This is a genomic window from Paenibacillus sp. FW101-FHT12H11 (assembly GCF_058790355.1).
The window spans coordinates 203,788-217,861 of the sequence record NZ_JBYTCO010000008.1; the positions used below are offsets into that span (position 1 = coordinate 203,788).

Annotated in this window: 13 protein-coding genes; 6 read left to right on the forward strand and 7 right to left on the reverse strand. The window is 49.0% G+C overall.

Annotated elements, in window-relative coordinates; translation table 11 throughout:
- Positions 1 to 51: 51 nt before the first annotated feature.
- The 5 genes from AC3WTJ_RS25335 to AC3WTJ_RS25355 are packed head-to-tail and all read right to left on the reverse strand — an operon-like array spanning position 52 to position 5,746.
- On the reverse strand, positions 52 to 981 hold the full coding sequence (locus AC3WTJ_RS25335) for a nucleoside hydrolase (protein ID WP_492524177.1): 930 nt from the start codon (positions 979 to 981) through the stop codon (positions 52 to 54).
- Positions 982 to 1,004: 23 nt separating this feature from the next.
- The gene (gene glpK / locus AC3WTJ_RS25340) at positions 1,005 to 2,510 is read right to left on the reverse strand and encodes a glycerol kinase GlpK (RefSeq protein ID WP_492524178.1); all 1,506 of its coding nucleotides are present in this window, start codon (positions 2,508 to 2,510) and stop codon (positions 1,005 to 1,007) included.
- Positions 2,510 to 3,451, reverse strand: a complete 942-nt coding sequence (locus AC3WTJ_RS25345; protein ID WP_492524179.1) for a transketolase family protein — start codon at positions 3,449 to 3,451, stop codon at positions 2,510 to 2,512. Before AC3WTJ_RS25345 ends, glpK begins: the two co-directional genes overlap by 1 nt.
- A gap of 1 nt (position 3,452) precedes the next feature.
- Entirely contained in the window at positions 3,453 to 4,298 is an 846-nt protein-coding gene (locus AC3WTJ_RS25350) for a transketolase (RefSeq protein WP_492524180.1), read from the reverse strand.
- Between the two features lie 14 nt (positions 4,299 to 4,312).
- On the reverse strand, positions 4,313 to 5,746 hold the full coding sequence (locus AC3WTJ_RS25355; RefSeq protein ID WP_492524181.1) for an L-fucose/L-arabinose isomerase family protein: 1,434 nt from the start codon (positions 5,744 to 5,746) through the stop codon (positions 4,313 to 4,315).
- 272 nt (positions 5,747 to 6,018) lie between these two features.
- Between AC3WTJ_RS25355 and AC3WTJ_RS25360 the strand changes: the two genes are divergently transcribed.
- Entirely contained in the window at positions 6,019 to 7,068 is a 1,050-nt protein-coding gene (locus AC3WTJ_RS25360) for a LacI family DNA-binding transcriptional regulator (protein WP_492524182.1), read from the forward strand.
- Positions 7,069 to 7,199: 131 nt separating this feature from the next.
- On the opposite strand, the gene AC3WTJ_RS25365 is transcribed toward AC3WTJ_RS25360, so the two are convergent.
- Positions 7,200 to 7,622 carry a universal stress protein gene (locus AC3WTJ_RS25365; RefSeq protein WP_492524183.1) on the reverse strand — a complete coding sequence of 141 codons (423 nt, stop codon included), beginning with the start codon at positions 7,620 to 7,622 and terminating at the stop codon, positions 7,200 to 7,202.
- 170 nt (positions 7,623 to 7,792) lie between these two features.
- On the opposite strand from AC3WTJ_RS25365, the gene AC3WTJ_RS25370 reads away from it, so the two are divergent.
- From AC3WTJ_RS25370 to AC3WTJ_RS25390, 5 genes are read left to right on the forward strand one after another with little or no spacing between them, the layout of a single operon-like run.
- Positions 7,793 to 9,352, forward strand: a complete 1,560-nt coding sequence (locus tag AC3WTJ_RS25370; RefSeq protein WP_492524184.1) for a spore germination protein — start codon at positions 7,793 to 7,795, stop codon at positions 9,350 to 9,352.
- A gap of 17 nt (positions 9,353 to 9,369) precedes the next feature.
- On the forward strand, positions 9,370 to 10,563 hold the full coding sequence (locus tag AC3WTJ_RS25375; protein ID WP_492524185.1) for a Ger(x)C family spore germination protein: 1,194 nt from the start codon (positions 9,370 to 9,372) through the stop codon (positions 10,561 to 10,563).
- A 5-nt stretch (positions 10,564 to 10,568) separates the two neighbouring features.
- Positions 10,569 to 10,808, forward strand: a complete 240-nt coding sequence (locus tag AC3WTJ_RS25380; RefSeq protein ID WP_407868157.1) for a hypothetical protein — start codon at positions 10,569 to 10,571, stop codon at positions 10,806 to 10,808.
- Positions 10,809 to 10,835: 27 nt separating this feature from the next.
- The gene (locus AC3WTJ_RS25385) at positions 10,836 to 11,939 is read left to right on the forward strand and encodes a GerAB/ArcD/ProY family transporter (RefSeq protein WP_492524186.1); all 1,104 of its coding nucleotides are present in this window, start codon (positions 10,836 to 10,838) and stop codon (positions 11,937 to 11,939) included.
- A gap of 16 nt (positions 11,940 to 11,955) precedes the next feature.
- Positions 11,956 to 13,053, forward strand: coding sequence for a GerAB/ArcD/ProY family transporter (locus AC3WTJ_RS25390; RefSeq protein WP_492524187.1), 1,098 nt, complete (start codon positions 11,956 to 11,958; stop codon positions 13,051 to 13,053).
- 42 nt (positions 13,054 to 13,095) lie between these two features.
- On the opposite strand, the gene AC3WTJ_RS25395 is transcribed toward AC3WTJ_RS25390, so the two are convergent.
- Positions 13,096 to 14,064 carry a 2-hydroxyacid dehydrogenase gene (locus AC3WTJ_RS25395; RefSeq protein WP_492524188.1) on the reverse strand — a complete coding sequence of 323 codons (969 nt, stop codon included), beginning with the start codon at positions 14,062 to 14,064 and terminating at the stop codon, positions 13,096 to 13,098.
- Positions 14,065 to 14,074: the final 10 nt, after the last annotated feature.

Genomic DNA, 14,074 nt, shown 5'->3' on the forward strand with positions numbered 1-14,074 from the left:
CAAGGGTCGGGGGGAGTGGTTACGTTAGCAACGTAGTTAGCCCCTCTCACGCTACTCCTGTGAATCCCGCTCCTTTTCATAAAGAGCAAACAACGCCAATTTCGCGTAAAAATCCTCCAAAATAAACCGGGAATCCACACTCCGATAGACGCGGATTTTACGGTTGCCCGGCTTCGCGATATAGCGCATTTCGGCGTCCACATTCGGCGCTTCGACCAACTCATAATCGAACCTTTGCTCCTCCAGCAGCAGGGAAACGGCCGGCGAATCGCCGAGCACCCAAGTCTCCCCTTTCGGCCACTGCGGGCGATGTCCGTTTTTCATATTGTGATTGACGAGATAATCATACAAATAGCTGCCGATGCGGCCATGAGGACGAACCTTTACAGCAAGCTCGGCGAGGCTAACGCGCACCATTTCGTACACATTTTTAGGAACCTGCCATAGCGGAATCGGCGAATTGAAAACAACATTCACTGCGTCGACATCATTGGATAAATTAAATTCATCATGCCCTTCAGGATACGTACCTCCGCCGATCCAAACGGCGATAAGCCGATCCGCAATGCGCGGCTCCTGCAAATAAGCGCTGGCCAGATCGGTTAACGGCCCTTGAAAAGTGACGAATAAAGGCCTCGGATCGTCCTTCATCGCTTCGTCAATAATGAGCTGGCTGCCTTCCGAAGGCACGGGCGTATGCACATCCGGGATTTTGTGCGGCGCCCCCCGGTAAACGCCATATTGCTCTCTCATCCCCATGAGCTGGAGCACGCGCTCCACTTCCTCATAAGATTCTTCCATCGGAGCGGCGCTTCTTGGACCGAAGTGGGCGCCGATGAAGCCTTTGATTTGTAAGCGCTGTGATAAAATTGCATGAACAATCGCGTATTGATCGTCCGCTTCGCATTGGGCATCAGTATTGATAATGACACGAACCTGCTTTTGCTCTGGAACCTCATAGGGCATAAAATGGTGCGGCATTTATGATCTCTCCTTTTTTGCATCTAAGCATTCCGCGTTAATACGGAGGAAACGGCCTTCTTCCAGCCCGAACAATGGGCTTCGCGCAGTTCCGGCAGCATTTTCGGCTGATACGATACAGCTCCTTCTCGCGATGTACCTATCGCTTCGAGTGACGGCCAAAAGCCGATCCCCACACCGCCCAAATACGCGGAGCCTAGCGCGGACAATTCAGCAATTTCCGATTTCACGACCCTTTTACCTAACAAATCAGCTTGGAATTGCATTAATTTTACATTATCAGAAGCACCGCCGTCTGCCCGCAGTTCTTGCAGCGCAACGGCCGTTTCATTTTCCATCAGTTTAACCGCGTCGTGTACTTGAAAAGCAATGCTTTCAATGGCAGCCCGAATGATGTGCGCTTTCGTCGTCCCCCGATTCATGCCCGTTATGGATGCTCTGGCATAAGAGTCCCAGTAAGGCGCGCCAAGCCCAACGAATGCCGGCACCAAATATACGCCTTCACTATCCGTCGTGTGCTCAAGCATCTGCTCCATCTCCTCGAACGTACGAAACAAGCCCAAATTATCCCGAACCCAAGTCAAGCTGTCACCCGAGGTGCGGATAACAGCTTCAACGGCATACGTCACTTTGCCGCCTCTGCCCCATGCAATAGCGCTCACAAGACCGTTGCCCGATGAAATCGGACTCTCGCCGACATTCATCAGCACGGAAGTACCTGTGCCGTAGGTGGCTTTCGCCATGCCGCTCTCAAAACACTGGTTGCCGAATAAAGCTCCCTGTGAGTCGCCGATGACCCCCGTGATGGGTACACGGCAATCGCCGAATAATTCGCTATCTTCCGTGTAGCCAAAAATCTCATCTGAGCCCTTGACCTCGGGAAGAAGCTGCAGCGGCACGCCAAAGAGGCCGCACAACTCCTCATCCCACTGTAACGTGTGGATATTAAAAAGCGAGGTACGGCTGGCGTTCGTGTAATCCGTCGCATGCGTCTTGCCCCCGCTCAGCTTCCACAGCAGCCAGCTGTCGATTGTGCCTGCGAGCAGCTTGCCATCCTCCAGCTTTTCGCGCACACCCTCTGCATGCTCCAGGATCCAGCCCCATTTCGCAGCAGAGAAATACGGATCAAGCATCAAGCCCGTCTTGCTGCGCACACGCTCCTCGTGCCCAGCCTTCTGATAGACAGCGCACTGGTCAGCCGTTCGCTGGCACTGCCATACGATCGCGGCATGCACGGGAAGCCCTGTCGTTACATCCCACAACACGGCTGTCTCCCGTTGGTTTGTGATCGTTAAGGCAGCTAAAGACTCCGGCCCGACTCCGGCTATCGCCAAAGCTTCATGAGCAGAGCGAATGACATTCGCGTAAATTTCCATAGGATCGTGCTCGACCCAACCAGGACGCGGATAGTACTGACGATGCGGGATCGCGCTTTGAGCCGTTATCTGCCCTGCGCGGTCAATAATGAGCGCTTTCGTTCCTGATGTGCTTTGATCAATCGCAAGCAGATAGGACTTTTCCATCGTCATTACTCCTGTCTGCCGAGCATGCCAAGCGCCACACGCTTAAGATTGCTGCTGCTAATGCCATAATGGCCAAAAACCTCAGCCGTCTTCCCGGCAATCGCCGGTTCGTCCGGGATGCCGATAATCCGCATCGGTACGGGCTGATGTTGAACGACGACTTCGGACACAGCTGCGCCAAGCCCGCCATGAATGCTGTGCTCTTCCACCGTGATGATGTGCCCGGTTTCCTTCGCCGCCTGAATAATGGCCTCCGCATCCAAAGGTTTTATCGTATGCATATTGATCACTCGGCAGGATACGCCCGCTTCCTTCAGGGCTTGATGCGCATCCAGAGCAACGCGTACCGTTTCTCCTGCCGCAATGATCGTTATGTCGCTGCCTTCGCGCATTTGCACGGATTTGCCAATGATGAATTCGTAATCATCCGAATCATAAACATCTTCTACTGCGTTGCGGCCAATTCGCACATAAACGCCGCCTTCGTGCTGCACGAGCGCCTCCGTCATCCGTTTCGTTTCATGCCGATCAGCCGGCATCATCACTGCGATGCCCGGTATCGCCCGCATAACGGCCACATCCTGTACGGAATGGTGGGACATGCCAAGCGCGCCGTAGCTGACGCCGCCACTAATTCCCACCAGCTTCACGTTCGTTGCCGAGTACGCTACGTCCACTTTGATTTGCTCAATGCTGCGCATGCTAAGGAAACAGGCCGGCGAGGTAACGAACGGCTTTTTGCCGCTGTGGGCAAGCCCGGCGGAAATCCCGACGATATTTTGCTCGGCAATGCCTACCTCAACGAATTGCTCCGGAAACGCTTTGGCAAAAGGCCCCATCGCCGCCGAACCCCGCGAATCGCTGGCAAGCACCATAATAGAGCGGTCGTGCTGAGCCTTCTCGAGCAATGTCTCGCATATGACCTGCCGATTTGGAATCGTGTTCATCTTAACCCACCTGTCCTTTCTGCTCGTAGTTGTCGAATGTGGCGGCTAGCTCTGCGAGAGCTTTCTCCAACTCAACTTGATTAGGCACATGATGATGCCAGTGTGGAACATTTTCGGCAAAAGAAACACCTTTGCCCTTCACCGTATTTGCCATGACAAGCGTCGGTTTTCCATTAATTTCCGGCACAGCCTCAAAGGCCTCGATCAAAGCCTGCATGTCGTTGCCATCAATCGAAACAACATGCCAGCCAAAAGCCGCCCATTTGTCCTCCAGCGGATCCAAACCCATAACGTCTTCCGTTGAGCCGCTGATCTGCAGCCGATTGCGGTCGATGATCCCGATTAAATTATCTAATTTGTAGTGAGATCCCGCCATCGCGGCCTCCCATACCGAACCCTCCGCCTGCTCCCCGTCTCCCATCAGGCAATAAGTTCGATAGGCTGCTCCGTCTTTTTTGGCAGCCAGCGCCATACCTACAGCCACCGCAAGTCCATGGCCAAGCGCACCTGTATTCATCTCGATGCCCGGCACCTTATTGTTCGGGTGTCCGATGAGCTTCGTGCCGAATTTGCTGAAGGTTGCCAGTTCTTCTTTCGGGAAAAATCCGCGGTCAGCAAGGATCGACCATAGCGATTCCACCGAATGCCCTTTACTCAAAATAAAGCGGTCGCGATCTGCCGCCTTTGGGCTCGCAGGATCAATATTCATCACACGATAATAGAGTGCGGTTAAAATATCTGTATTGCTAAGTGAACCGCCCGTGTGTCCGGTTTGAGCCTGTGCAATCATCTGCAATAAATCCATCCTGATTTGCGTTGCTTTCGCTTGAAGCGCTGTGATTTCCATAGAATCCTCCTTATTTACAGGCCCTTGCCTCGCAGCCAAGCCTGAATTTCGCTTTCCGTCGGATCAACAGGATCAGGGGATAGTCCCGGGATATACGAGCAGGCTTCATATAAAGCAGGAATGACATTGGCATGAATGCCTACGGAATGATGCACATACGGCCCTTTCACAAGCTTCTCTTCCCATAGCGGCCAGTCGTTCACTTCAACCCATACATAGGATCCACGTGTATAAGGCCCTTGAATTCCCTTGGCTTTCCCAAGGAATAATTGATAATCGCCATGATCGCCGTCAAAACGGGCCAACGTCATGCCGCCTCCTTTAATCTCACCTTCGTGAGTGCCAGGCGCATGATCGTCGAACAAGAAATGCTTGCGCAGCTTAGGCTTATTTTCAACAGAGAGAGACACAGGAAAGTTTCCGCAATGGAACAACAATTCACCGTTGGCGTTCTCCGGATGGCGTACCGTTAAATCGGCAAAGAAGGTCGGCGCCTCATTCATCGCAGCAGCTTGAACCATAACGGAGGTAATCGCGCCATGGATATCAGTCTCGCATGTTACCGGGATCTGTTCATCCGTCAATATCGCGTTCGCCAGACAAGGCATAATGCCCATCGCTTCCTGCAACGCTGACCAGCATTGAATGGCAATTGCCGTGCTGCCTGTTTGCTGTGCGTACTGCTTCATGGCTACTTTCAGTGCGGCAATTCGCCTCACGTCCTCTTCCGTCACTTCCGACCAATCCAGCTTCTCCTTGATGTAGTCCATCGCTTGCGCTAATTCCGAGGATTGCCCTTTTTCGATGCGCTTGGTAGCACGCTGAATGTCAACGAGTGTGATCGGGTGCAGCTCAATACCGAATCGCTCCAGCAATTCCCCTTCATTGCACATCATCGTCCAAAACGACGACGGTCTCGGCCCGATTTGCAAGATGCGCAGCGAACGGAACTGGCGAACCACATTCGCTGCCGAGATGAAATTTGAGAAACCCCTTTCAAAAACGGGATCATTCACACGCGTGTTCGTCACGTAGGAAAATGGCACATTAAAGCGTCTAAGCACCTTCCCCGTTGCGAATAGTCCGCACTGTGTATCTCGAAGCCGCATGCCATCCTCGAGCGGAGCTTCATCACGCGGCCCCCATAGCAGCACAGGCTTGCCTAGCGCTTTGCCTACCCGTGCAACTGTGTCTTCGGTACCGAAGTTACAGTGCGGGAAAAATACCGCATCCACTTGCTCTTGTTTGAACCGATCGATGATGAGGTCTGCGTTAATGTTATCGTCATAGAGAAGACCTTCTGAATTGATTCCCTCCAGATCGACAATATCGATGTCCAACCCGAAGTTTTGAATTTTTTCCCTAATGAGTACTTTGTACTTAAACGCATCTTCCGCGCTAAACACGAATCGGCGAGTCGGCGCGTAGCCCAGCTTTAATTTTTTCATGGATGTGCCTCCTGATAAGTTTAGCTAAACAAATAAATTTTTGAGCAATAAAAAACTAAAATGAGTATACTTCTTTTCGTCTCCGTTTAGTTAATTTTATGAATAAACTTAATCTAACATGCCAATATTGGGACGTCAATGCTGTTTTTTACGAAAGTTTAGTTATTTTTATATAAAAAGTTTAGTAAATTTTAAACGAATCATTGCATTTCCACGTCGTTAAAGATAAACTAAACTCACTCAACTAATTTAGTAAATGGGGATTGTTTGATTTGAAAATGGAAGACATTGCGAAAATGGCCGGGGTTTCCAAATCTGCGGTATCACTGGCTCTAAACGGGAAAACGGGGATCAGCTCGGAGACTCGCGACCGTGTGCTTGAAATTGCCAGAGAAAGCGGTTATTCTCCGAAACCTCGGGCATCCGCTGTCGATAACGCTGTGAAATCACTCTCATTTCTCGTTTTCACCAACTCGGGTATCGTGCTTGAAGCGTATTACCAGCAGCCCTTTTTTAGAGAGCTGATTCATTATATTGAGGATCGCTGCCGCTCCAAAGGCTATTCCTTGCTTTTCTCTTCGGTAGATATGGAGTATTTCGAACGGGAAATTCGGATGCTTGCGGAGGATAACCAAAGCGACGGCATTATTTTACTTGGCAATAACCTTAGTCCGGAGGAGATTCTGGATATTTCCAATCGCCTGGGACCACACCTCGTGGTGCTCGACAATTGCTTTGATAAGCTGCCTGTTCATTTTGTGAGCATGAATAACTTCATGGGTGCCTATCAAGCGGGGGCTCATCTATGCGGCATTGGACATACCGAAATTGGCTATATAGCTTCCAATGTTCGGATTCAGAACTTTGAGGAGCGTAAAGTTGGCTTTTATGAGGCTTTGCATGAACAGGGACTCGAAATCCATCCCGATCATATCTTTGCTGTAGCGCCGACCATGTTGTCATCTCAGGAAGATCTTAAGAAACAAATCAAGGCGTATATGGAAACGGGCCGAGAGCTGCCGACCGCTATCTTCTGCGAATGTGATTACATCGCCATTAGCGCTATGAAGACGTTATCGGAGCTAGGCATCCGTGTGCCCGAGCAAGTATCCGTCGTTGGGTTTGACAACATCTCGGAGTCACGTATCATTTCACCGGAGTTAACCACCGTTCACGTCGAGAAAAAACGCATGGCTCAATTGGCTGTTGATCTGCTGATCGAATCCATTGAGCAAGGTGTCGAGGCCACCTCCAAAATCAGGGTGGATACCCGTTTTGTTGAGCGGCACTCCTCTCACCCGCCGCGCAAGAGCGCAAATTGATGCTGGAAGTTTGGTTCCACATTGCATATTTTGCGATGGATTGTGCCTCCAGCGATTTTGGGGAACTACACGGCATCTAGCACAAAAAAGCTGCACCTTTTCGGCCATCAAACCGAAGGTGCAGCTTTTCTTTATTTTATGATCAAGACTGGGCAGTTCGCATGTTTGATCACACCGTGGCTTACACTGCCGAGGAAAATTTCCGACATGAGGCCGACACCCCGGCTGCCCATGACGATCAAATCGTGGCCATCTGTATCTGCCTGATGGCAGATGGTCGTTGACGGGTCCCCGGTCAACGTCACACTTTTGAATGCTACCCTATTCTCCATCAATTTCGCCGAAGCAGGTTCAATAATCTTCTGTCCTTCTTCGGCCAGTGTGTCGCTAAGCGGAACACTCATCAGTGGTTCGTTCAAGATGATCTGAGGACTCACATGAATAATCGTTATACGCGCATTTGGATATCCGTGCATGGCAAGTTTAATCGCATGATCCAATGCCCGATCGGATTGCTGCGAACCGTCGATAGGAACAAGAATGTGGTTGTACATAGGTTTTTCCTCCTTTGATCGTTGCCTGAACCATCCTAAGCATACTTACCCGAATCCGTGTTCCTTGAAACCCACATGTTCACGCCGCGCTTTTTTGCTCTCACGCATACCTCAGGAAACTTAAGGAAAAGATACTAGCACAACATCCTAGAGCTTGGAGAAAATACCATATGTTCGCTCGTTGGCTGAGCTCCAAAAAACATCCGAATCTTCCTAAACCAAACACCATCGTAGAACCGGCAGCTTCCATGCCTTTATTCGCAACCATTCAGGAAAATACGGATTATGTCAGGCAAGCTCTCGGAAACAGCACGGATATTGTGATTAGAGAGTTTACCTATAACTCGATTACAGAGGACGTCGCTATTTTATACACCGATGGCCTTGTGGACGGGAATGTCATTAACGATTTCATTATGCGAGCCATGATGACAGATTCCATGGACATTGATCCTGCTGAAAACCCTTTTGACGTCTTGGAACTGCATACGCTGACGATTGGAGAAATTCAGCAAGTCTCCGATATGAAAAAATTGTTCCATCATATTCTCTCGGGCGATTCGGTCATCCTGATGAACGGCTACACGACGGGTCTTGCAGCAAGCACGAAAGGCTGGAAAGACAGGGGTGTAACGGAGACAAATGTTGAAACGGTTGTCCGCGGACCGCGCGAATCTTTCTCGGAATCGATTCGAACGAATACAGCACTCATCCGCCGAAAAATTAAAGATCCGAATTTATGGGTGGAAACTTTTCAAGTCGGCAAAGTGACTCAAACTGACGTCGTGCTGATGTATCTGCACGGGATCGCCCAGGATTCGCTTATTATTGAAGCTCGCAATCGGCTGAATCAGATTGACATTGACGGGATCTTCGAAAGCAGCAATATTGAGGAGCTTATCCAGGATGAAGTCATCACGCCTTTTCCAACCGTTTATAACTCGGAACGTCCGGATGTCGTCGCACTTGAATTGATTCAAGGCAAAGTTGCCATTCTCGTCGACGGTACCCCTTTCGTGCTGATCGCTCCCGCCTTGTTTGAAACCTTCCTCAAAGCTTCCGAGGATTATTATCATCGCGTAGATATCAGCACGTTAGTCCGGATACTCCGTTATGCCGGGTTTCTCATCGCATTATTAGCGCCATCCTTCTACGTGGCCATCACGACGTTTCATCAGGAAATGCTGCCGACGCAGCTGCTCATTTCCCTTGCTGCGCAGCGAGAAGGCATTCCCTTCCCGGCTTTCATCGAAGCTTTGCTGATGGAAATCACCTTCGAAGTGCTGCGGGAAGCCGCACTGCGGATGCCACGAAGCATCGGTTCGGCGTTGTCCTTCGTCGGGACATTGGTCATTGGGCAGGCAGCCGTTGAAGCCGGTATTGTTTCGGCGGCGATGGTGATCGTGGTATCCATTACCGCGATATCCAGCTTCGTTTTTCCTTCCTATGACTTATCGAACGCTATTCGCATCTTGCGGTTTCCCTTGATGGCATTAGCGGCTTCGTTCGGATTTTTCGGGATACTGGCCGGACTACTTGGGTTAATTTTACATTTGAACAGTTTACAATCATTTGGCGTGCCTTATCTAAGCCCTTTTGCTCCTCTGGAATTAAACAAACAAAAGGATGCCTTGTTTCGAATGCCTTTTCAGTCGTTATTTTCCCGAGTTCGTACGATTCATACCCATAACGTTGTGAAGAAAGCAAAAAGAAAACCATTCCGACCTTAAGGGAGGCACGAGGTCATTTGATATCCCGGATGCGACTAACCGCCTGCTTACTCCTCATCATCTTCTTATTAAGCGGCTGTTGGAGCCGCAGAGAACTGAACGATATCGCGATTGCAGAAGGTGTCGGCATCGATATCTCAGATGGCCAGTTTGAGTTAACCGTTCAAATTGTGAACCCACGGAGTGTAACGAAGGAAAAAGGGAATGCTGAAGTTCCCATCATCGTCTATTCTTCCAAAGGCGTGACTCTGAATGAAGCTGTCCGAAGATTGACATCGTCGATTTCAAGGAACATTTATTTCGCCCATATCCGCATCCTTGTGATTTCTGAGGATCTGGCCTCAAAAGGCATCGTCAATGCGATGGATTATCTCATGAGAGGAAGCGAATTCCGGACGGATTTTGACGTTGTCATTGCCAGAAACAACACAGCCAAGGACTTATTAAGCGTCATGACACCGCTAGAGAAAGTTCCAGCCAACTATATCTTCAATTCTCTAGAAGCAGCCAAGAAAGAGTGGACTTCTGCCGTCACAATTAAACTCGATCAATTATCGAGCGGTCTCGTAACCCCAGGAAAAAGCTCCGTTGTCTCCGGCATACAAATTGTAGGTGATCCTACGACGGGCAAGAGAATTAACAATATCGACTACACGTCCCCCCGCGTGAAGCTGCAATATTCGGGCAACGCAGTCTTTAAAAAAGATAAACTCGTTGGATGGTTGAACGAGAAAGAGTCCCGCGCATACTCCGTCATTACGAATCAATCCATGCGCTCTTCCATCCACCTCGTCTGTCCCGATGGCGGGAACATTGGCATCGATATTGCCCGCGTCAAAAGCAAGATACACGCTGTTATCAAAAACGATAAACCTGAAATTTATATCAACACCCGAACGGAAGGAAATGTCTCTGATGTAGAGTGTAAAATCAATCTATTCAAAACAGAGACGATCGCCTATTTGGATGCACAATACGCTGATTTTTTTAAATCCAATATGGAGAAAACCATTAAAAAGACGCAGCAGTTAGGGACGGATATTTATGGTTTCGGGGAAGCTGTCCATCGGGCTGATCCGACCTATTGGAACAAAGTCAAGGATAATTGGGAACAGGTCTTTAAGCAGATCGATCCCCATATGAATGTGGTTGCCAAAGTGAGAGGTACAGGTACCTTGGGAGATTCTGTAGTCAATGATGCAAAGGAGTAGCCTTCATGTTAATTGGCATCAGTATACTTTTGATTTCCATCCTGATTGCGTGGTATGAACTTCCGCGTTTGTGGAAACAAGGATGCAGGAAGACGGTTTGGTTGTACGTTATTCTCATGCTGATCGGCAATGTGCTTGCTACGTTCAAAGGGATGGGAAAAATACTTCCAAATCCAGGCGATGGCATTACGTTTCTTATGGCTCCATTAAGCAAACTGTTATTGCAGATGGGGTTGATTAAATAAGTTGGGCTCGGCATAGGGAGGCAGAGCATGAACAACGAGAGTACTTTAACCGCTCGGCAGCTCATGATATTTATTTTCTTGATTTCGCTGGGGACAACGATCCTTGTCGTCCCCTCCATTTTGGCTGCGCAATCCAAACAGGATGCCTGGATCTCCGGAATTACGGCGGTGTGCGCAGGTATGCTCTTCATTTGGATGTATGTTAAGTTAGCTCGGATGTATCCGGATATGACCCTATTTGATATGAATGAGTACGTATTAGGCAAATGGCTGGGCAAAGCGGTAACACTTCTCTACATCTACATCATGTTCATTATAAGCGCACAGGTGCTATTCTATATTGGCGCCTTCATGACGACCCAGATCATGCCTACGACACCTATTCAATCCATTCATTTACTCATGATCACTTTTACTGTTATTGGCGCAAAGCTGGGTGTGGTCATCTTAGCGAGGACCGGGGAAATCTTTTTTCCATGGATTGTCTTGCTGTTTTTCTTATTGGTGATCTTTGTAGCTCCCCAGTCCAATATTAAAAATCTGCTTCCAATTGGGGAAGCAAGCTTCATGTCCATTGCTCGTCCGGCTATGTTTATGATCGTGTACTCGTTTTTCCCAATTGTTTTCACGCTCTGTTTAACCTCCAAAGAGGCCAGATTCCCTGCAAGGTTCGCGAAATCCTTCTTCTACGGGGGGATAACAAGCGGAGTCATGATGATCATCGTCACATTACTTGGCATTCTGGTGATGGGAGCGGACCAGTCATCACGGCATGTATATGCCACCTATGCGCTAGCCAAAAAAATTAGCGTTGGGAATTTTCTGCAACGGATTGAGGTTACGGTCGCTTTCCTATGGTTTATATCCATTTATTTTAAGCTGACGCTCTATTTTCACGTAGCGCTCAAAGCCGTTGCTTCCCTTTTTCAGCTCCAAGATTATAAATCACTTGCAACGCCTACAGGTCTCATCGTGATCGTGCTTTCTTTAATGGTATACCCCAATGTAGCTTACATCCACGAATGGGACCAACATACCTGGGTACCTCTGGGCTTATGCTTCGGCTGCCTGCATCCCGGTCTGCTCATCATCATCGGCTACATGCGCAGAAAAAAAGTTAAAAACAGCTAAACAAGGATGTGCTTGCATGGGCAAAGAGTCCATCACACCGCGGCAACTCATGATCATCGTCATCCTTTATTCCATAGGTACAGCTATCCTGGTCATACCAGCGTCGATAGCCGCGGATGCCAAACAGGATGCCTGGATCCCACTTGTGATTAGCATTGGTCTGGGCGCAATCTTGACCCTCCTTTATACAGCAGTGGCGAAAAAATATGCGGTCTCATCTCTTTTCGAGATCAACGACCTCGTTTTTGGCAAGTGGCTGGGCCGAATGATCACCTTGGGCCTCACCTTTCTGACGCTTATTTTTGGCGCTCAGGACGTTTTTTACGTCGGCCATTTCATGAGCAATCAAATTATGCCTTCAACGCCGATCCAGGCGATTAATATCCTCTTCATGCTGGTAGTCATGATGGGAGCCAAGCTGGGGCTGGTTGTTTTTCTTAGAACGGCTGAAATTTTCTTTCCTTGGCTCATCCTGTTGTTTGCCTTATTTATGACCATGAATATCCCGAATATGGACACGAACAATCTCTTGCCGATTGGAGAGGCAACCGCCATTCCCATTACCAGGTGTGTGATCAGAATCCTCTGCTTTACGTATATCCCTTTATTTATTACGATTGGCCCGATTATCAATCTAGTTGCAAATGTAAAAAGAGCTGCAAAGGGATACCTTGTTGGCGTTGTGATAAGCGGATTGGTTTTGCTTTTGCTTGTGGTATCCAGTGTGTTGGTGTTAGGACCAGATACGACGGCCATGGAATCGTTTCCCAGTTATGCCTTGGCGCAAAGAATCAGCATCGGCAATTTCTTGCAGCGCATCGAAGTTGTCGTAGCTTTCTTATGGCTGGTCTCTATTTTCTTCAAAACATCCATGTACTTTCATACAACACTTCGAGGTTTAGCGCACACATTTCAACTACGCGATTACAAATCGCTGTGTACGCCTATCGGGCTAATCGTTACCGTCCTGGCTCTTGTCGTTTACCCCAATGGCGCATTCGAACAAAAATGGGATAACCACACTTACATCCCTCTCGCCATTCTCATAGGCATTGTTTATCCGCTAAGCGTGGTACTGATTGGATGGATGAGAGGTCGGTTGGCGACAAAATAAAAAAAACCTGACGGAGATCAAAGTTGATCCGTCAGGCTTTCCTTACTTCAACTCCGCCACAAGATTCGGCGGCACTTCCCCTTGAACACCCTTCACCAAATTCGTTGCGGCAAGCATCGCCATATCAGAACGCGTTTGATGGGTGGCCGATCCGATATGCGGCAAAGTGACGACATTCGGCATTTTCAATAATTTGTTCTCCGGATCTACCGGCTCTTGTTCAAAAACATCAAGACCCGCTCCGCGAATCCGCCCTTTTTCCAATGCGTCAATGAGTGCTTCTTCATCCACGGTTTGACCGCGGGACGTGTTGATAAAGATGGCGGTGTTCTTCATAAGCGCCAGCTCTTCGCGGCCGATTAAACGGGTCGTTTCAGCTGTCAGCGGCGTCATTAACACGACAAAGTCAGACTCTTTCAGCAGCTCCTGCAGCGACCGGTAAACCACACCCAGCTTCTGTTCAGCTTCTTCTTTCCGGCTGCGATTGTAGTACATGACCTCCATATTAAAACCAAACTTCGCCCGTCTGGCTATAGCCTCCCCGATGCGCCCCATGCCGATAATCCCAAGCTTGGCGTGATGAACATCGATGCCGAAAATGTGATCATCGCTTCCCTTTTTCCACTTGCCGGCTTTCACGTAAGCGTCTAGTTCCGGTATTCGCCTTGCTGCGCCCAAAATAAGCCCGAACACCGTATCGGCCACCGTCTCATCCAATACGCCTGGTGTATGCGTTCCCATAACACCTCTGGCCTTCATGGCCGCCGTATCTAAATTGTTGTAGCCTACCGACACATTGCTTACAATTTTGAGCTTCGGCGCATGATCCAGCAATTCTTGATCAATGCTTCCGCCGGAGATTAAGAGTCCGTCCATATCGGACAGCTCCTCTAAAAGCTGTTGACGAGGAATTTCTTCTTCCCTGTCCCATTTTCGATAATCGCAGTGCTGTGCAATATACGCTTCTACTTCACTTGGAACTCGCTTTGCAAGAAAAACTTTCGGTCTCATCTTCAAAACT